This is a genomic window from Meiothermus hypogaeus (assembly GCF_003574035.1).
Lineage (GTDB): Bacteria > Deinococcota > Deinococci > Deinococcales > Thermaceae > Meiothermus > Meiothermus hypogaeus.
Map to the genome: position 1 here is coordinate 1 of NZ_QWKY01000027.1, position 18,057 is coordinate 18,057.

16 protein-coding genes are annotated in these 18,057 nt (G+C 60.1%); 8 read left to right on the forward strand and 8 right to left on the reverse strand.

The window, feature by feature from the left end; all coding sequences use genetic code 11:
* Positions 1-400: 400 nt before the first annotated feature.
* On the forward strand, positions 401-1,120 hold the full coding sequence (locus Mhypo_RS08660) for a DUF58 domain-containing protein (protein ID WP_119340902.1): 720 nt from the start codon (positions 401-403) through the stop codon (positions 1,118-1,120).
* A gap of 756 nt (positions 1,121-1,876) precedes the next feature.
* On the opposite strand, the gene Mhypo_RS08665 is transcribed toward Mhypo_RS08660, so the two are convergent.
* From Mhypo_RS08665 to Mhypo_RS08675, 3 genes are all read right to left on the reverse strand, one after another.
* Entirely contained in the window at positions 1,877-2,629 is a 753-nt protein-coding gene (locus Mhypo_RS08665; protein WP_119340903.1) for a hypothetical protein, read from the reverse strand.
* Between the two features lie 77 nt (positions 2,630-2,706).
* Entirely contained in the window at positions 2,707-3,165 is a 459-nt protein-coding gene (locus Mhypo_RS08670; RefSeq protein WP_119340904.1) for a hypothetical protein, read from the reverse strand.
* 66 nt (positions 3,166-3,231) lie between these two features.
* A complete protein-coding gene (locus Mhypo_RS08675; RefSeq protein WP_119340905.1) occupies positions 3,232-5,355 on the reverse strand; it encodes an ATP-dependent helicase in 2,124 nt (707 codons plus the stop codon).
* A gap of 380 nt (positions 5,356-5,735) precedes the next feature.
* Between Mhypo_RS08675 and Mhypo_RS08685 the strand changes: the two genes are divergently transcribed.
* From Mhypo_RS08685 to Mhypo_RS08715, 7 genes are all read left to right on the forward strand, one after another.
* The gene (locus Mhypo_RS08685; RefSeq protein WP_186814651.1) at positions 5,736-7,151 is read left to right on the forward strand and encodes a phosphohexomutase domain-containing protein; all 1,416 of its coding nucleotides are present in this window, start codon (positions 5,736-5,738) and stop codon (positions 7,149-7,151) included.
* Positions 7,152-7,256: 105 nt separating this feature from the next.
* Entirely contained in the window at positions 7,257-7,832 is a 576-nt protein-coding gene (locus Mhypo_RS08690; protein WP_119340908.1) for a hypothetical protein, read from the forward strand.
* Positions 7,833-8,017: 185 nt separating this feature from the next.
* Positions 8,018-8,326 (forward strand): hypothetical protein, encoded by a 309-nt coding sequence (locus tag Mhypo_RS08695; RefSeq protein ID WP_119340909.1) that lies wholly within the window; start codon positions 8,018-8,020, stop codon positions 8,324-8,326.
* A 77-nt stretch (positions 8,327-8,403) separates the two neighbouring features.
* Positions 8,404-8,685 carry a hypothetical protein gene (locus tag Mhypo_RS08700; protein WP_119340910.1) on the forward strand — a complete coding sequence of 94 codons (282 nt, stop codon included), beginning with the start codon at positions 8,404-8,406 and terminating at the stop codon, positions 8,683-8,685.
* A gap of 1 nt (position 8,686) precedes the next feature.
* Complete coding sequence (locus Mhypo_RS08705) at positions 8,687-9,472, forward strand: nitroreductase family protein (protein WP_119340911.1); 786 nt, start codon at positions 8,687-8,689, stop codon at positions 9,470-9,472.
* 9 nt (positions 9,473-9,481) lie between these two features.
* Positions 9,482-10,543 (forward strand): type III polyketide synthase, encoded by a 1,062-nt coding sequence (locus Mhypo_RS08710; RefSeq protein WP_240637171.1) that lies wholly within the window; start codon positions 9,482-9,484, stop codon positions 10,541-10,543.
* Complete coding sequence (locus Mhypo_RS08715) at positions 10,537-11,073, forward strand: isoprenylcysteine carboxyl methyltransferase family protein (protein WP_119340912.1); 537 nt, start codon at positions 10,537-10,539, stop codon at positions 11,071-11,073. Before Mhypo_RS08710 ends, Mhypo_RS08715 begins: the two co-directional genes overlap by 7 nt.
* Here the strand turns inward: Mhypo_RS08715 and cimA are convergent.
* The 5 genes from cimA to ilvB form a co-directional block, all read right to left on the reverse strand.
* Positions 11,070-12,656 carry a citramalate synthase gene (gene cimA, locus Mhypo_RS08720; RefSeq protein WP_119340913.1) on the reverse strand — a complete coding sequence of 529 codons (1,587 nt, stop codon included), beginning with the start codon at positions 12,654-12,656 and terminating at the stop codon, positions 11,070-11,072. The two genes, Mhypo_RS08715 and cimA, sit on opposite strands and share 4 nt — an antisense overlap.
* A 2-nt stretch (positions 12,657-12,658) precedes the next feature.
* Entirely contained in the window at positions 12,659-14,218 is a 1,560-nt protein-coding gene (locus tag Mhypo_RS08725) for a 2-isopropylmalate synthase (protein WP_119340914.1), read from the reverse strand.
* Positions 14,219-14,297: 79 nt separating this feature from the next.
* The gene (gene ilvC, locus Mhypo_RS08730; RefSeq protein ID WP_119340915.1) at positions 14,298-15,317 is read right to left on the reverse strand and encodes a ketol-acid reductoisomerase; all 1,020 of its coding nucleotides are present in this window, start codon (positions 15,315-15,317) and stop codon (positions 14,298-14,300) included.
* Between the two features lie 77 nt (positions 15,318-15,394).
* A complete protein-coding gene (ilvN, locus tag Mhypo_RS08735; protein WP_119340916.1) occupies positions 15,395-15,904 on the reverse strand; it encodes an acetolactate synthase small subunit in 510 nt (169 codons plus the stop codon).
* A gap of 99 nt (positions 15,905-16,003) precedes the next feature.
* Positions 16,004-17,689, reverse strand: coding sequence for a biosynthetic-type acetolactate synthase large subunit (ilvB, locus tag Mhypo_RS08740; RefSeq protein ID WP_119340917.1), 1,686 nt, complete (start codon positions 17,687-17,689; stop codon positions 16,004-16,006).
* Positions 17,690-18,057 lie beyond the last annotated feature (368 nt).

An 18,057-nucleotide genomic window follows, 5' to 3' on the forward strand; every position in this document is an offset into this window, starting at 1 on the left:
GCCGCCACATTCGACTTTCACACTTCCGCAGTTCTGGCAAGCTACACTATCTTTGGGCTTCTCTGGGTTATTCACAAATCCAGTTTAGAAGCCCCTTCCTTTGCTCAACCGAATTTTTTATATGACTCTGTGCAGTGCTAGTGCACCGGTAACTTGTTTTCAGGAATTACAGAACGTTTTGAAGCACGTTGATTGCCCAAAATTGCGATGTGCGGCTCATTGAGAAGGACTATAGTACATACCGAGTTCCTAGTTACCAGACCACTAGCACACCCAGGATTTCGTGCCAGATTCGATTAGTTCGTCACAGAACGGCCACAAACAAACAACCTTTTTGAAGCCGGCATTACCGCCCAAATGCCATAAATGACATACAGTGTGGTACGAGTCTGCGCTTACCATGACCCGCTACCGCATCCGCACCCGACCGACCCAACCCTTTGCCGGTGAGCGCACCCAGGCCATACCAGGGCGTGGGCTGGAATTCTACGAGCTACGCGGCTACGCCCAGGGCGACGAGCCCCGCTTTATTGATTGGCGGGCCTATGCCCGCACGGGTCGGCTCTATACCCGCATCTTCCAGGCGGAAGCTCCGGCCCGCTTCACCTTTTTCCTGGATGGCTCGCCCAGTATGAAGTTGTTGGGAAAGCAGGTTTATGCCGAGCGGGTATTGCGTGTGCTGACCGACTGTGCGAAGTCAGAAGGGGCTTTTATGTGGGGCGGTGGTCGTTACCGGGGGCAGCTTGAGCCGGTTGTGCAAGGGCCCTCGCTGCTGATGAACCTTCCCCGGCCCAGCGGCGTCACCGTGCTCCTGACCGATGGTCTGGACGAGCTGGACTGGTCACGTCTTTTGCAAAAACTGCGGCACGTGGTGCTGGTACAGGTCATGGCCCCCGAGGAACTCTCACCCGGCTTCACCGAAGCCCTGCTGCAGGATATCGAAGTCGGGAGCCGGATGGAGGTGGGCGAGGTAGAAGTAAAAGGTTATCAAGCAGCACTGGAACAGCATCTTCTGCGCCTGCGAACCACCGCCCGCAGGTTGGGCAGCTATGCCCTGTTGCGGGTGGGTGACCCCATTGTACCTGCCCTGCTACGGCAGGGGGTTTTGGAAGAGCGTTGAGCGACTGACTGCTTTTGGCAGGTCAAAGCTGTACCACATGGAGGGGTGCGGCGCATTACCTTCGACTACCAACCAGGTATTTGTCAAAACCCTTCGATTATCGCGCCCTTCACAGACGTTGCCGCCCGCAAAAACGAGAATACGTCTGCGCCCAGACGCATGTTGCGCACCCAAGTGCTTGGGTTTCGATTTTCCGGGCAGCAACTGTTCTGTCTGGGATAGAGGATTCTAGATTCTGAAGTTACGCATGTATGAATAAAGCTCACAGGGATAGATAAATCTCTTGCATGCTCGGATAAAGATGTGCGCCAACTTTTTTGACTGTAGCTTCCTCAACGCTATTGGGGTAAGGACTGAGCTGATGTCAAGGATGGAGAGGGCGGCTTTGTGCATGGCTGTGCGGCTCAATGGCATTCGCCAGCTGCCGGAGTCATCTCCTGGTAGCTCATAGGTTGAAAGACGCGAGCTGGATGGATTTATACCAGATTCGGTTAGTTCGTCACCCTTTGGTGACCAACTAACCCGACCGTAGTTATCCGCGTAGCGGAGGGCGATACCGCCCCTTGGAAGGGAGACGCTTTCTTCGCCGACCGTTCGGGAGGGGTGTGCTCTAGGATTCCAAAAGACAGCCTCTGGTGTTTTTGGTTTTGTAAACTGTCTTTTTGAATCCGGTATTATTCACTTCTGCGTAACTTGAGATTATGACAAAGCCTGACTATCAACTACAAGGGGAACGATAACAAAACCATGCGCTGCTTAGACCACAAAGGTTTCGGGGGGCAGGGCGTACCCCAGAGCTTCAAACAGGGCAGCCAGGTGAAACTTCTGGAACTCTTCTGGAGGAACATACTCCCCGATCAGGCGCAAGGCCTCCGAGGGCAGCGGTTTGAGGGCAATCACGCTGTGGTAGGGCTGGAGCAGAGCCAGCGGCAGATTTCCACCGGCATACAGAATCAAGTCGGCCTGGCGGGCCACCACCGTGGCCTGCGCCTCCGCAGCCGCCACTACCCCTCGCTGGGGAAGCGGCAGAAGCTCCAAAAAGCTCTCGCCCTCGGGAAAGCTCCGGCTCAATACCGAGACCTTGGTCAGGCCGCGCAGGCCCTGGGCCAGTTCGGGGCGGATAGGGCCCAGCCAAAGGGCCTTATCGCCAAAGGCATAGCGGCGGATCAGGTGGGCTAGGGCGATGGGCTCCTGATAAAACCCCCTGGTTCCGGTCACTTCAGGCAGAACCAGATCGACCCGGCGGGCCTGCAGGGCCTCGGGCTCCTGGTGCTGCACGGCATCCAGGGCCAGGGCCTGTAGACCGGGGTCTTCCAGTACCGCGCCCCGAAAGCTAAGCGGCTGGAGGGCCATGAGGGCAGCCTCGAGGGCCGCTCCAGGCTGACTGGCATAGACAAACAGCGGCAAATTATGATGCAGCGAAGCCGTCAGAAGCGCTTGATACCAACGGCTCTGGCCTTGGTGCAAAACAACCAGGGGGCGGGTCGCGGCGTAGTCGCGGGAATGCATCCCCCCTAATCTACTATGCTCAAAGGCAATAAGGCGTCTCTCGCTATCGGCTATGGGCTATCAGCTATCGGCCTGCTTCAAAACCCCTCCACAATAAAACCTACTGTGAAGCGTTGAAAGCTCTCCGAGCCGATGACCTGGCTGACCTCGAGGTAGGGCCGGTAACCCCGGTCGGGCAACTGGATTCCCGCCGAGAAAATGGCATAAAACCGCTCACCAAAGCGCAACCGCAGTTCGTTTTGCGCGGTGTAGCCGGTGATACCCACCGCCAGACCCCCGGCCAGATAAGGCCGCACCAGCAAGAAAAAGGGCAAGGGATATACCACCTCGCCGCTCAGGTAGAGGCCTCCTGGAGAACCCATCACCAGCTGTGAGCGGAAGTCTATGGGAAAGCCATCCAGGTAAAGCCCCAGATGCCCCATGAAATTGCCATTGGGACCGTTGCGCACCGAAAAGCCAATATCGGCCCCGCTAGCAAAGGCCATACCGAACAACAAAACAAATACCGCACCCAAACGTGCCACTTGCTTTTTCATATCCTCACCCTACTCGGCAAAGTGCGGTTTAAGCGAAGGAAAACTAAAGCGCTGCTTAGACAGGCTTCATCCATCGAGCCTTTCCAGTCCGGCAAACTTCACCGCTAACTTTTTCAGGCCCAATCCGGGGAACATCACCGTGACCTCGCCGCCCATGGCGGCCACCACCGTGCCACTACCAAACTTGGGGTGCCTAACCTTCTCCCCTCCTTTGAACTCGGAAAGCTGGGTTTTGGGCCTGGGCTCAGGACGGCTGTAGGACAGCACCGGCACGGCACTATCGCCAAAAGCCCCCACCTCCTTAAGCAAATCCGGTGGAATATCTTCTATGAAGCGGCTTGGGCGGCTGAACTCGCGCTTGCCATAGGTTTCGCGCTCTTCGGCGTAGGAAAGATACAGCCTGTCCTGCGCCCGGGTAATGCCCACATAAAAGAGGCGGCGCTCTTCTTCCAGATCTTCCAGGCGGTTCAGGCTGTTGCGGTGGGGGAGCAGGTTTTCCTCCAGGCCGACTAAAAACACCGTGGGGAACTCGAGGCCCTTGGCGTTGTGCAGGGTCATGAGGGTCACGGCCTCTTCTGGAACATCCCCCTGGGGTTCTTCGGCCTTGGCCGTGAGGGCCACCGAGTCAAGGAAATCCGCGAGGCTACCGCCTTCCTCTTCCTCCCAGTCGCGCGCCGCGCGCAACAGCTCCTCCACGTTTTGTAGGCGGTCTTCGCCGTCCTGCTCCTGCTTCAAGGCATCTCGATAGCCCGTTTCGTCCAGTACGCGCTCAAAAAAAGCGGTGGGCCCGGTCTCGAAAGCTGCCTCCATCAGTTCATCCAGAAGCTGCACAAAAGCCCGCACCTGCTGGGGACGGCTGATCACCTGTTCGGCCGCGCGAAATGCCTCAATAACCGGGGTACCGGTCTTCTGCGCATGCTCGACCAGCCTGGCCACTGTGGTCGCCCCAATGCCCCGGGGCGGGGTGTTCACAATGCGGCGCAGGTTAATCGAATCGGCGGGGTTGATGGCCACACGCCCATAGGCCAGCAGGTCCTTAATTTCCCGGCGCTCGTAAAACCCCACCGCCCCCACCAGCCGCACCGGCACATTGGCCCGCCGAAGGTGCTCTTCCAGCAGCCGCGACTGGGCGTTGGTTCGGTAGAGCACCGCAACCTGCGGGTAATGCCCCAGCTTGAGGATTTCCCGCGCCACGAAAGCGGCCTCCTCCCGGGCGTTGGGGGCACGGTAGAGACGCACCGGCTCGCCCCCCTCTTTTGTGGGGCGCAGGATTTTTTCCAGCCGCAGGGCATTTTTTTCAATCACGGCGTTGGCTACCCGCAGGATGGCGCTGCTGGAGCGGTAGTTTTCCTCCAGGCGAATGACCCGGGCCCCGGGGTAGTCTTTGGTGAAGTCGAGGATGTTGTTGATATCGGCGTTTCTAAAGCCATAGATGCTCTGGTCGGGGTCGCCCACCACCATCAGATTGGGTTTTTCACCGGCCAGCAAGCGGGTTAGCTCGTACTGCACGGGGTTGGTGTCCTGGTACTCGTCCACGTGAATAAAGCGGGCCCGCTGGCGCACCTTGTGCAAGACCTCGGGGTGCTGCTCGAAGAGTTCGATGGTCAGAAGCAACAGGTCGTTGAAGTCGAGCGCACCCTGCATCCGCAGCCCGCTCTGATACTTGCGGTAGACCTCAGCCGCGACGTCCTTGGGCACCCCCCCGATAAAGTCGGGGGCCTCGCGCATAAACTCCACCAGGCCATCGCCGCGGTTTTTGATGCGATCTATCATGGCCCGAAAGGGGCCGGGTTTGGCCTCGAGCTCAAGTTCTTTCAGAATCTCCTTCAAGAGTATGTTCTGGTCGTCATCATCGTAGATGACAAACCCCGGCTTGAGGCCCACAAACTCACCATAGGCGCGTAAGATTCGCACTGCCGCCGAGTGGAAGGTGGAAACCCAGAGGTCTTTGGCCGCGGGCCCCACCATCTTTTCCAGCCGCTCCTTCATCTCGCCAGCGGCTTTGTTGGTAAAGGTCACGGCCAGTATTTCGGCCGGATACACCCGCCGCTCGCGCAGCAAATAGGCAATCCGGTGCACCACCGTGCGGGTCTTGCCCGAACCAGCCCCGGCCACCACCAGCGCCGGGCCTTCGAAGTGCTTGACGGCCTCCTGTTGGGAGGGGTTAAGGGAAGTAAGGAGGTCGGACATAAAGCTTCAGAAGTCTATCACCACCGCCGTGATGGGGGGTGAGCAGGATAGCAATGCCCGCTCAAATCCGCAAGCCCAGCACAGGGCAGTCTTATTGCAACTCGATTTCCAGGGCAATCGCAAGGTCAGAAAACCACAAGGCACACTCCCCTCTCCCCTGGTGGGGGAGGGTTAGGGTGGGGGGTAGTGAGCAAAGCAAATGCCTTTGACCTTGGATTATTGCCCTATGCAAGTCAAGCTGCGAGGCCAGGACACCCTCACCCCCGCCCTCTCCCATCGAAGGAGAGGGAGCTCAAGGCAACTTTGTGGTTGCCCTACTCGAGTTCGCTATCCCCCTGTGCCCTCTTCCCCACCCCCTGTATAGTGTTGCAGGTATGGATATGGCAGATGAAATCGCCAGTAATCAGTCCAGCTCAGGCATCAAGTTTGGCACCGACGGCTGGCGGGCCATTATTGCCGACCAGTTCACCTTCGACAATGTGGCCCGGGTGGCCCAGGCCTACGCCGAATATCTGCTGGAGCAGCAGGGTAAGAAAGCGGTGGTTGGCTACGACACCCGCTTCATGGCAGGCAAGTTTGCCCGTCGGGCCGCCGAGGTGCTGGCCGCCAATGGGCTGGAAGTACACCTTTCCAGATCCTATGTCCCCACCCCGGTACTGTCTTTTGCTGTAAAGCACCTGCAAGCCGATGGGGGGGTGATGATCACTGCAAGCCACAACCCCCCGGAGTACCTGGGCTTCAAAATCAAGGGACCCTACGGGGGCTCGGCCACCCCTGATATCGTTGCGGCGGTGGAGGCCAGGCTGGGTCAACCGCCCAGGACCGGTAGCGGAACCATTCACCCCCTGGATGTGCGCAAAGCCTACTACGACTTCCTGGTCAGCAAGCTGGACATGGAGGCCCTGCGGGCCTACGAGGGGGTCATGTACCACGACAGCCTTGGGGGGGCCGGCGCGGGCTGGCTGGCTGGGTTTATCAAACATACGGGGTTAAAGCTGGATTTGCGCGAGATACACGCCGTACCTGACCCCATGTTTTACGGCGTTTGCCCCGAGCCCATTCCCCAGAACCAGTTCACCATCATGACCGTGCTCAAGGCCGAGCAAGACCCCACTTTTGCCGTCATCAACGATGGCGACGCAGACCGAATTGGGGCTGTGCTGGCCGGAGGAAGCAACTTCAACAGCCATCAGATTTTTGCTGTGCTGCTCAAACACCTGCACAGCAAAGGACTAAAGGGGCGGGTGGTCAAGACCTTTTCGACCTCGCAGATTGTAGACAAGCTCGCGCACAGGCTGGGCCTGGAGTTGGTGGTCACGCCCATTGGGTTCAAGTACATCACCGATGAAATGCTAAAAGGCGGGGTCTTGATAGGGGGTGAGGAGTCGGGCGGTATCGGCGTGGCGGGCCACATCCCCGAGCGCGATGGACTGCTCAACGCTTTGCTACTTCTGGAGTCGGTGGTTCGAACCGGCAAAAGCCTGGGACAGCAGTTTGCCGAAATTGAAGCCGAGGTAGGCTTCAGGCACGCCTACGACCGGATAGATTTGCAACTGCCTTCGATGGAGCATATCCAGGCCGCGATGGCCCGGGTGCAAACGCCCGAGACCATCGCCGGGCAGCAGGTGCGTGGTACAGAGCATCTGGACGGAACCAAGTGGCTTTTTGGCGAAGCTGGTTGGCTGCTCTTTAGAGCTTCCGGCACCGAGCCGGTGCTACGCATCTACTGTGAGGCCCCGGACGACAAGACTGTAAAAGCGGTTCTGGCCGAAGCCAGGAGGCTGGTGGGGGCTTAGACGAGCTGGTTCAGCCGCGGGTGTTTTGTGGTTGACGACCCGTATTCGACCTGGATTTTCTCAGATGATTGTGCGTTAATCTGAAACCGGTAAAAGGGTGAAGCGATGATTCGGCTGCTGCTACTGCTTGGTCTTTTGGCGTCCTGGGGGGTTGGTCAAAGTATCCGTGTAGTCGAGCAGCGCATCGGCGCTCAGGGCGGGGCGCTGCAACTACCCGGCATTCATGTGGTAATTCCCCCTGGCGCTCTGGTTTCCTCGGTTCGTTTCCGCCTCGAGCGCCTCCAGGCCGTACCCACTTCCCCACCCCAGAATGAGGTGTTTTTTATCCAGACCCTGCCCGAGCGCGAAGTGGTGGGGATTTACCGGCTTTCCTCGAGCGCGACCAACTTCCTCAAACCCCTGGAGATTGAACTGCGGGTGAACCCACCCTACCGGCCCGGTAACCGCGTCATTCGGAGCGCAATCTACACCTGGGATGGACAGGGTTATGTGAGCACCCAGGTGCCCAGCACGCGCGAAACCCATACCCTGAGCCGCCTGGAGCTGGGTTTGGGGGCCGGGGCGGGGGGCTATCCGGCGGGTCTGGTGCTGGTGGTGCTGCGGGCCCCTGAAGAAAACCTGCGGCGGGAGTGCCAGGCCAGGGGAGGCCGCTGGACAGGCTCGAGCTGTGAACGAAGGTAGCCATAGCCTGCCGCTCCCCCTACCTTAAGGATTGGCGACTGGCAGATGTGATCGCGGCCCTCACCGTGATGGGTCGCTACCCCTATTCCAGCCGCCTTGCTAAAGACTGAGTAGATCGTCTGGACGCGCCCCGTAGTGCGGCCACCTGGCGGCAGGTTTTCGATGAGCACCCGGAGTTTTTCCACGTGAGCGACGAGCAGGAAGGCTGGGCTTCACTGCGGCTGCGGCACGGTTTTGATCGAACCTATAGCGTGCAACGCCAGCGTGAGCTTTCCTTCGAGGAACTCAGCCAGGTTGACCCCGAGAGCGAAGCCTACAAAGACCTCACCCGCCGCCCCCTGAACCCCGACGAGCTCGAGTCGCTTACCCAGATTGCCATTAGCCTTCACACCCGCGCCATCGCCCACGAAGGCGAGCGACGCTGGCTGACCCCTTTGCTGTTCGCCTTACTCGGTACTGTCTTGGGGGTGGTGCTGCAAGCCGCCTTACGTTAACAGAAGGCACTCAACGATGGGGTTTGACCTTAAGGCAGCTTGCACATGGCCCTCGGCATGGCGATATGCTAGGGCCAATGTCCCCTTTTCTAGCAGTGGGTTTTGGCCTGTATGTGCTCAACATGCTGGTGGGGCTGGCCGCACAGTTTCGGCTGGGCCACTTTGGCATCTGGCACCACGGGCTTTATCTGATGGTTTTTATCTGCGCCGTCCTGGCGATGGTTTTTGCCAGGGAATGGTGGCTTTTGCTTACCGTGGGATGCTTGGCTCTGTTTCCCAAAGCCCGGCCCCGCACCTGGCTTCACCCCACACTGGGCATGTTAGGGTTGGTGGGATACTTGTTATCAGTGAGGGGTTGATATGGAGTTTCTGGAAGTAATCCGAAAACGTAAAACCACCAATGGCCCCTTTCTGGACAAGCCTGTATCCAGGGATCATCAGCATTTGCTGATGGAAGCCGCCAGCCGAGCGCCCAGCCATTTCAACTCCCAGCCCTGGCGCTTCATTTTGATTGAAGACAAAGCCAAGCGGGAAAAAATTGCCGAGATTGGTGGGCGCACCATGCAGCAACTGATTGCCGATGGCAAGTTCTTCGAGCGCTATCGCCCCTACTTTCGCTTCAGCGAAAAAGAGATGGACGAACGGCGCGACGGCATTCTGATCGACCAGTTGCCGGGCCCCCTGCGCCCCTTTACCCGTCAGATCATGAGTCCCTCTGCTCTGGGGCTACTACGGGCCTTGCGGGTTCCCCAGACCCTGGGCGAGGATAACCGCAAGCTGGTCGCGGGCTCGCCGCTCTTGCTAGCGGCACTGCTGGACAAGCAGGAATATCGCCCCGGCGAGCTTTCGGGCTTCTATAGTGTGCTGGGTTTGGGCATGGCCATCGAGAACATCTGGCTGACCACGGTGGAGCTGGGCATGGGTATTCAGTTCGTGTCCACGCCCATGGAAATCCCCGAGGCCTGGCAAGAGCTAAAAAAGCTGCTGGAAGTGCCCGAGCACCTGGAGCTCATGGCCATCTACCGGCTGGGCTACGTACCTCCAGAAAAGCCTCGGCCTCGCATCGACTGGAAGTCCGATCATCGCAAGCGCATCTCACAGTATGTATTCCGTGATTCCTGTACTACCCCGGAAAGCGACGACTGAGGTTTTGTTGTGTATCCGAGAATCCTGAGCATAGCCACCGCCAACCCGCCCCACCGGGTAGGTCAGTCTGAGGTACGCGACCTGGTGCGGATCATGTTTAGCCGCCTGGCAGGCCTCGAGCGCCTGATTACAGTGTTCGAAAACACCGGCATCGAGTCGCGCTATATCGCCGCGCCGCTAGAATGGTTCACCGAGCCCCATAGCTTTGCCGAAAAAAACCGGTTGTGGTTCGAGACCGCGCTAGACCTTTGTGAAAAGGCCTGCCGCGATGCCCTCGAGCAAGCCCACCTTACCCCCCAGCAGGTGGGAGCGGTAGTAATCGTGACCACCACCGGCATTGCAACGCCCAGCCTCGAGGCCCACCTAATACAGCGCCTGGGCCTCCCCCTCTCGGCGGTTCGCCTGCCCATCTGGGGCCTGGGCTGTGCGGGGGGCGCCGCCGGGCTGGCCCGGGCCGCCGAGCTGGCGCTAAGCCGTCCCGGCCAGTACGTACTGATGGTCGCAGTCGAGCTGTGCAGCCTGACTTTTGTGCGGGGCGACCTGAGCAAGAGCAACCTGGTCGCCACCAGTCTGTTTGCCGATGGGGCCGCCGCAGTGGTGCTGGGACAGCCCACCTCTACCGCCCCCTCTACCGGCCCGGCGGTGTTGGGGGGGTTTAGCCGCTTGTTGCCCAACAGTTTCGATGTGATGGGTTGGGATGTGATACCCGATGGACTGCAAGTGCGCTTTGCCCAGAGCATTCCGGCCCTGGTCGAAGGCGAGCTGGGCAACCTGATCCGCGATGGGCTGGCGAGCTATGGGCTATCTGCAAAAGACGTGGAAACCTGGTCGCTCCACCCCGGAGGGGCCAAGGTACTCTCGGCCTACCGAAGCGGGATGGGGGTGGATGAAAAGAGCCTCGAGGCCTCCTTTTGCGTGCTCAAGAAGTTTGGCAATATGTCGAGCCCCACCGTGCTTTTTGTGCTGGCCCGCCAGATGTACCAGCTCGAGCGCCCCGCGCCAGGTAGTAAAGGGGTACTGCTTGCCCTGGGGCCCGGCTTTGCCGCCGAGGGGGTGGTGTTGCAGTGGTAGCGGTCTGGGTGGCGCTGACCTTTGTCGCCCTGCAGCGCCTCCTGGAACTGCGCCTGGCCCAGGCCAACCTGCGCTGGGCGCTTTCGCAAGGCGGCAAAGAGTATGGGCGGGAACACTACCCGCTATTTTTTCTGCTCCACATCGGCTGGATGTTGGGGTGGCTGCTCGAGGGCCTGGCCCGCAACCAGCTCTCCCCCCTCTGGTGGCTTTGGCTTACGGTGTTTGTGCTGGCCCAGGGGCTACGCTACTGGGCCATCCGCAGCCTGGGCCGGTACTGGAATACCCGCATCGTCATCGTACCGGGGGCCCAAAGAATTGAGGCCGGCCCCTACCGTTACCTCCGCCACCCCAACTACCTGGCGGTAGCACTGGAACTCGTCTCTTTACCGCTTATCTTCAGTGCCTACCTTACGGCCCTGGTGGCCTCCCTGCTGAACGCCATGCTGTTGCTGTTCGTTCGCATTCCCGCCGAGGAGCAAGCCCTGAAGGCATACACCAACGCCCTGAACCCCGAGCAAAGCAAACCCTAATCCTGTGGAATCGGCTGGCTTTTGAGCAGTGCGTAAGCGTAGCCATCGGTCAAGGCTTTGAGGGAGGCCTCGAGGTTGTTCTTGCTGGCGCCCACGGTGCTCCAGCGCTCGCCAGCCCGGTGCATCTCGATCATGACGCGCACCCCCGAGGCTGTACCCGCTTCCTGGCCGGACAAAATGCGCACCTTGTAATCGGACAGCTCAATCTCGGCAATCTCGGGGTAGAAAGCCTCGATGGCCTTGCGAAAAGCTTTGTCTAGGGCCGAGACCGGCCCGTGCTGGCTTTCAGCGGCAGTGTGCTGGAGGGTCTCGCCCACCTTGACCCGCACGGTGGCCTCGGCCCAGGTGGGGGTCTCGGGGTCGGCGTCGGCCACATGCACAAAGACTGTGAAACCTTCCACGCTAAAAGGCATCTGCCCCCCCCGCAGGCGGTGGGCCAGGAGGTAGAAGCTGGCCTCGGCCCCTTCAAAGGAATAGCCGGCGTGCTCGAGCTGCTTTACCTCGTCCAGCAAGGCCCCGGCCATCTCCTTGGGCACGCTGACCCCCGACTCGGCCAGCTTGGCCAGCAGGTTGGAGCGGCCCGACAAATCCGAAACTAGCACCCGGCGGCTATTGCCCACAGCTTCGGGTGGCACGTGCTCATAGGTACGGGGGTCTTTGAGCACCGCCGACACGTGAATGCCCCCTTTGTGGGCAAAGGCCGCATCGCCCACATAGGGCGCCCGCAGGTTGGGGGCCAGGTTGGCTCGCTCGTCCACGAAGTGCGAAACCTCCCGCAGTTCGGCCAGTCTGGCGGGGGTGAGGCCCTTGAGCGCCAGGCCGTACTTCAGCATCAGATTGGGAATGGCGCTGGTCAGGTTCAGGTTGCCGCAGCGCTCGCCGTAGCCGTTGATGGTGCCCTGTACGTGGGTGGCCCCGGCCCGCACCGCAGCCAGGGCGTTGGCGACCGCAAGCTCGCTATCGTTGTGGGGGTGGATGCCGATGATGACCCCCGGGAAGGCTTCTCGGACAACCTGGGTAATCTCGTAGACCTCTTCCGGCAGGCTGCCCCCGTTGGTGTCGCACAGGCACAGGGTATCGGCCCCGCCACGCACGGCGGCCTCGAGGGTCTTCAGAGCGTAGCCCCGGTTGGCCTTGAAGCCGTCAAAGAAGTGCTCGGCGTCGTGGATGACCCGCTTGCCCTCCTCCACCAGGTAGCGGTAGGTCTCTTCGATCATGCGGAGGTTTTCTTCCAGCGAGACTTCTAAGGCGTGGGTCACGTGGAAGTCCCAGCTCTTGGCCACCACCGTGACCATCGGGGTAGCTGCCTCCAGCATGGCCTGCACCGAGGGGTCGTCCTGGGGCCTGACTCCTTTGCGCCTGGTCGAACCAAAGGCACAAAGCTGGCTATTCCCCAGATCCACCCCCTTCATGCGGGCAAAAAACTCGGCGTCCTTGGGGTTGCTGCCCGGCCAGCCGCCCTCGATGATGGGCACCCCGAAAGCCGCCAGCCGCCTGGCGATAGCGATTTTATCGTCGCTCGAGAGGTTGACTGCCTCACCCTGGGTGCCGTCGCGGAGGGTGGTGTCGAGGATTTCGATCATCGCTATTTCCCCAGACCCGAGCGCTGCACCTCTTCCAGCGAGCGGGGATGCCGCGCGGCCTGCCCGGCGGCCAGCTTATTGGCCGCATCCAGGTAAGCCCGCGCCGAAGCCTCGATAATGTCGGGCGAGATGCCGTGGCCGGTGGCCATCACCTCGCCGAGCTTAAGCCTGACCGTCACCTCGCCCAAAGCCTCGGTACTGCCCGTCACCGATTCCACTCGGTACAGGTCCAGCTCGGGCTTCAGGCCAATGGCCTCGGAGAGGGCCTTGTATACCGCATCCACCGGGCCGTCGCCAATGGCGGTGGTGGTCACGACGCCCTTGGGGGTCTCGAGGCTTACTGTAGCGGTGGGCAACATGCCGTAGCCAGAGAAGAACTGGAGCTTCTCAAGATTGAACAGGTGCGGGGTCGAAACCGACTCGCTTTCCACCAGGGCCCGCAGTTCTTCGGTCTCGATGGGGCCTTTACGTTCGACGATCTCACGGAAGCGGGCAAAAATGCTGCCAATCTGGGCATCGTCCAGCTTGTAGCCCAGGTCGGCCAGGGCCTTTTTAACCGCGGCCCGCCCGGAGTGCTTACCCAGCACCAGCACCGCCGCCTGGCGGCCTACCAGCTCGGCGTTCATGATTTCGTAGGTCTCTTTATTCTTGATGACACCGTCCTGATGAATGCCCGACTCGTGGGCAAAAGCGTTGTCCCCCACGATGGCCTTGTTGGGCTGCACCAGCATACCGGTGTAGCGCTCCACCATCCGGCTCATGCGGTAGAGTTCGCGGGTATTGATGCGGGTATGGGCCTGGTAATGGTCGCGACGCACATACAGCGCCATGACCACTTCCTCCAAAGCTGTGTTGCCCGCCCGCTCGCCGATGCCGTTGATGGTGCACTCGATCTGGGTGGCGCCGTTCTCCACTGCAGCCAGGCTATTGGCCGTGGCCATGCCCAGGTCGTCGTGGCAGTGGGCCGAGATATGCACATCCCGCCCGCGTACCACCTCTTTGTAGATGCGCCCAATCAAGGCTCCGTACTCCTGGGGGGTGCCGTAACCGGTGGTGTCGGGGATGTTGATGGTGGTGGCCCCGGCGTTGATAGCGGTCTCGTAGAGTTTCATGACGAAATCGAAGTCGGCCCGCATCACGTCCTGGGCACTGAATTCCACATCGTCGGTGAACTGCCGGGCGTAGCGCACCATGGCATCGGAGATTTCCAGAATCTCCTCAGGGGTTTTGCGGAGCATGTACTCGAGGTGCACCTTTGAAGCGCTGGTAAAGACGTGAATCCGCTTTTTCTCCGCTTTCTCCAGCGCCGTCGCTGCCCGTTCAATGTCGAGCTTGTGGGTACGGGCCAGCCCACAGATGACCGGCCCCTTGACCTCGGCCGCAATGCGCGAGACACACTCGAATTCGCTGGCCCCGTTGACCGGAAAGCCCGCCTCGATGATGTCCACATTCAGCCGGGCCAAGCCCTGGGCAATTTCCAGCTTTTGCTGAAGCGAAAGGGCTACCCCCGGGCTTTGTTCGCCGTCGCGCAGGGTGGTATCGAAAATTCGGATGTGCCGCATAGAAACCTCCGGTTTTGCTGATAGCCGATAGCCGATGGCGGATTGCAGTTGGGCCGCAGGGGCTACCGGCTACAGGCTACTAGCTACTAACCTCTTCCTTGCTGAAGCGAGACTTGAGGAAGGGCATCATGGCCCTGAGCTTGGGGCCGACCTGCTCGATGGGGTGGTCTTTCCAGTAGTTGCGGTTGGCATTCAGGGTGGGCTGGCCAACCACGTTCTCGAGCATCCACTCCCGAGCAAACTCGCCCTGCTGAATCTGGCGCAGCACCTCGCGCATGCGGGCCTTGGTCTCCTCGCGGTTGATAACCTGGGGACCCCGGGTATAGTCGCCGTACTCGGCGGTGTTGGAGATGCTGTAGCGCATCCCGGCAAAACCCGACTCGTAAATCAGATCCACAATCAGCTTCACCTCGTGCAGACACTCGAAGTAGGCCATCTCGGGGGGGTAGCCGGCCTCGACCAGGGTCTCGAAGCCCGCCGCAATGAGCTGGGTGAGCCCACCACATAGCACAGTCTGTTCGCCAAAAAGGTCGGTCTCGGTCTCGTCCTTGAAGGTAGTGGCAATGGTGCCGGCCCGGGTGCCGCCGTTGGCCTTGGCGTAGGCCAGTGCGGTGGGGAAAGCCGAGCCCGAAGCGTCCTGATAGACCGCTACCAGCGAGGGTACCCCCGAGCCCTTCTCGTACTCCGAGCGCACCAGGTGTCCAGGGCCCTTGGGGGCCACCATCCAGACATCCAGGTCGCGGCGCGGTTTGATCTGGCCGAAATGAATGTTGAAGCCGTGGGCAAAAGCGATGGCGGCCCCTTCCTTCAGGTTGGGCTCCACCTCGGCTTTGTACACCGCTCCTTGGGTCTCATCGGGGAGCAAAATCATCACCACATCGGCTTTTTTAACGGCCTCGGCCACCGGCAGTACCTCGAGCCCCGCTTTGCGCGCCTTTTCCTCGTTGCGGCTGCCGGGCCGGAGCCCCACCACTACCCTGACGCCGGAGTCGCGCAGGTTTAGGGCGTGGGCATGGCCCTGCGAGCCAAAGCCCAGAATAGCCACAGTCTTGTCCTTGATAAAACCAATATCTGCGTCCTGGTCGTAATAGATTTTCATTCTGTTCTCCTCACCGAAGGCCGAAGGCGCATCCTTCGACATCTTCACACAAAAGAAAAGATGGGCACGCGCCCATCCTAGACTGCTTTCTTCTCCCGTACTTTGAGTACCTGTTCGCCACGGGACATGCCCACCGCTCCCGTGCGCATGACCTCGAGGAGCCCATAGGGCCGCAGGGCCTCCACAAAATTGTTTACCTTGGTGGAGTCTCCGGTCAGCTCGAAGATGATGGACTTTCTGGCCACATCCACAATGCGGGCCCGGAAAGCCTCGGCAATGTCCTTAACCTCGAGCCGCTCCTCCATCCCGGCGATGCTCACCTTGACCAGGGCCAGTTCCCGCTCCACATGGGGCTCGGCGTGGTCGGTCACCTTGATCACCTCGATGAGCCGGTTGAGTTGCTTTTCGACCTGCTCCAGGACTGCATCGTCACCCGAGACCACCAGCGAGATGCGCGAGAGGCCCGGCTGGTGGGTGCGCCCCACCGCCAACGACTCAATATTGAAGCCCCGTCGAGCAATCAGGCCGGCAATTCGTTGCAGGACGCCGGGGTTGTCTTGTACCAAAACCGAAACTAGATGTCGCATAGTTCTCCTGTCTCAAATCTCGGATCTTTTGGTCTTCGGTCGGGGCCTAGAAACATGCGTTGGCCAGCCATCGACAACATGCGACCCGAGACATCCTCGCTAGTCGCCCGCCACCGTCTCCCGTGGGTTCTCGATGATCATATCTTCCGCTGCACCGCCCGAAGGAATCATGGGGAAGACCCCTTCCTCGTGGTAGACCCGGGCCTCCAGAAGCACCGGGCCGGGGTGGGCAAGGACTTCTTTGACGGTTTCGTGCAGCTTGGCTTTATCGCTCAGGGTAATGCCTTTGATGCCATAAGCCTCGGCCAGTTTGGCAAAGTCGGGGTTGGAGTCGGCCAGGTACACCTCGCTGTAGCGCCTGGCATGGAACAGGTCTTGCCACTGCCGCACCATACCCAGGAAGCCGTTGTTGAGAATCACGATCTTCACGTTAAGATCGAGCTTTTTCAGGGTAGCCAGCTCCTGCAAGGTCATCTGGAAGCTGCCGTCGCCGTCGAAGTCGATGACCAGCTCGCCCGGGCGGGCCAGGGCAGCCCCGATGGCAAAGGGCAGGCCCACCCCCATGGTGCCCAGGCCGCCCGAGTTGATCCAGGAGCGCGGGGCATCGAACTTGTAGAACTGGGCCGCAAACATCTGGTGCTGGCCCACCCCTGAGGTCACCACAGCCTTGCCCCGGGTGGCCTCCCAGAAAGCCTGGATGACCTCCTGGCTTTGCAGGTGGGGCTTGGGTTTCCAGGCGAAGGGGTGCTTGGTCTTCCAGTCCTCGAGCTGTCCCAACCACTTGGAAATGTTTAGCTTCTTGGCTCCCTTGGCCAGCTCTGCCGCCACCCACTTGGCATCACCCACGACCGGAATAGCAGTTTTGATCAGCTTACCGATCTCGGCGGGGTCTATGTCCACATGAATGATGGTGTGGGCGTTGGGGGCAAAGCGCGAAACCTTACCGGTAACCCGGTCGTCGAAGCGCAGTCCAATAGCCAGAATGGTATCGGCGTGGTGGATGGCCCGGTTGGCCGCCACCGAGCCGTGCATTCCCGGCATCCCCAGGCACTGGGGGTGGGTCCCGGGAAAGGCCCCCAGCCCCATCAGGGTTGGAATCACCGGAATGCCCGACTTTTCAGCAAAAACCATAATTTCCTGGGCCGCGTTCTGGGCTCCACCTCCCACCATCAAGATGGGCTTTTCGGCTTTTTGCAGGGCTTCCAGCGCCCGCTCAATCTGGCGTGGATGCCCTTTGTAGGTGGGCTTGTAACCCGGCAGGTCTACTTCCACATCGAAAGTGCCGGTAAACTCGGCCTGCTGCACGTCCTTGGGGAAGTCAATCAGCACCGGGCCAGGCCGCCCTGTGGAGGCGATGTAGAAAGCCTCAGCGATGATCCGTGGAATGTCGTTGACATTGCGTACTTGAATGTTGTGTTTGGTCACCGGCTGGGTAATGCCCACCACATCGGCTTCCTGGAAAGCATCGGTGCCAATAAGCGCCTGGGGCACGTTACCTGTGAGGGCAACAACCGGGGTGGAGTCCATCAGCGCATCTTGCAAGCCCGTCACCAGGTTCAAGGCCCCCGGCCCCGAGGTCGCCATGCACACCCCCACTCGACCCGAGGCCCGCGCATAAGCTGTTGCGGCGTGCACGCCAGCCTGCTCGTGCCGCACCAGGACGTGCCGGATGGGCGAGTCGTAGAGGGCGTCGTAGGTGGGCATGATGGTGCCCCCGGGATGGCCAAAAATAAGATCCACTCCTTGCATCTCCAGGGCTTTCAAGATTGCGGCGGCTCCGTTCATAGTATCTCCTCAAAAATCTGCCCCCCGTTGGTTCGGGGGGCTTTAGGATGCGCTTCCTGGCTCTTGGCTACACCAAATCCCCCGTTGGCCTGGTAATTACTAGGCCCACTACCACTAGGATTAGGCTGCCAGTCGAAAACATCTTGTGAAAGAGTTTACGGGTGTTTGGTATACCGTGTCAAGATTTGCCCAGACGGGCGGCTCGCCACCTTCGAGCTTCCTTCGAAGCTCGGGTATTTGTTGGCCCCCATATGCTAGCCCTGACACCTTGAGCATAGAAGAATAGTCTGATTCGTCGCCGTTTGTAACCAATCAACCCGAGCGAAGTTATCCGCGTAGCGGAGGGCGATACCGCTCCTTGGAAGTTA

Coding starts and splice junctions, on each gene's coding strand:
- Mhypo_RS08660 (WP_119340902.1), top strand. CDS start 401: ATGACCCGCTACCGCATCCGCACCCGACCGACCCAACCCTTTGCCGGT.
- Mhypo_RS08665 (WP_119340903.1), bottom strand. CDS start 2,629: ATGCATTCCCGCGACTACGCCGCGACCCGCCCCCTGGTTGTTTTGCAC.
- Mhypo_RS08670 (WP_119340904.1), bottom strand. CDS start 3,165: ATGAAAAAGCAAGTGGCACGTTTGGGTGCGGTATTTGTTTTGTTGTTC.
- Mhypo_RS08675 (WP_119340905.1), bottom strand. CDS start 5,355: ATGTCCGACCTCCTTACTTCCCTTAACCCCTCCCAACAGGAGGCCGTC.
- Mhypo_RS08685 (WP_186814651.1), top strand. CDS start 5,736: ATGGCAGATGAAATCGCCAGTAATCAGTCCAGCTCAGGCATCAAGTTT.
- Mhypo_RS08690 (WP_119340908.1), top strand. CDS start 7,257: ATGATTCGGCTGCTGCTACTGCTTGGTCTTTTGGCGTCCTGGGGGGTT.
- Mhypo_RS08700 (WP_119340910.1), top strand. CDS start 8,404: ATGTCCCCTTTTCTAGCAGTGGGTTTTGGCCTGTATGTGCTCAACATG.
- Mhypo_RS08705 (WP_119340911.1), top strand. CDS start 8,687: ATGGAGTTTCTGGAAGTAATCCGAAAACGTAAAACCACCAATGGCCCC.
- cimA (WP_119340913.1), bottom strand. CDS start 12,656: ATGATCGAAATCCTCGACACCACCCTCCGCGACGGCACCCAGGGTGAG.
- Mhypo_RS08725 (WP_119340914.1), bottom strand. CDS start 14,218: ATGCGGCACATCCGAATTTTCGATACCACCCTGCGCGACGGCGAACAA.
- ilvC (WP_119340915.1), bottom strand. CDS start 15,317: ATGAAAATCTATTACGACCAGGACGCAGATATTGGTTTTATCAAGGAC.
- ilvN (WP_119340916.1), bottom strand. CDS start 15,904: ATGCGACATCTAGTTTCGGTTTTGGTACAAGACAACCCCGGCGTCCTG.
- ilvB (WP_119340917.1), bottom strand. CDS start 17,689: ATGAACGGAGCCGCCGCAATCTTGAAAGCCCTGGAGATGCAAGGAGTG.